Genomic DNA, 219 nt, shown 5'->3' with positions numbered 1-219 from the left:
GGGGGGGGGTTGGGCAACGGGGACTGGCACGGAGCCTTGCGGGTTGCGCAGCGTCAGGCCCTGACCTGCCCCCCGGACGTCCCTCGTTCAGAACGAGAGTCCTTGGGTTTGATAGTGGTCGGTTTCAGGTTGGGCAAGCGCGCCGGGCGCGGAGCCCTCAGAGTGCTCAAGCGCCCGGCGCGTGAACCGCGCCGGGTTTGCCGGAGGCTGATTTCGGTT

The sequence above is a fragment of the Tabrizicola sp. YIM 78059 genome (assembly GCF_004959785.1).
In the GTDB taxonomy this organism is placed as follows: Bacteria; Pseudomonadota; Alphaproteobacteria; order Rhodobacterales; family Rhodobacteraceae; genus Tabrizicola; species Tabrizicola caldifontis.
This window is presented reverse-complemented; position numbering follows the sequence as displayed.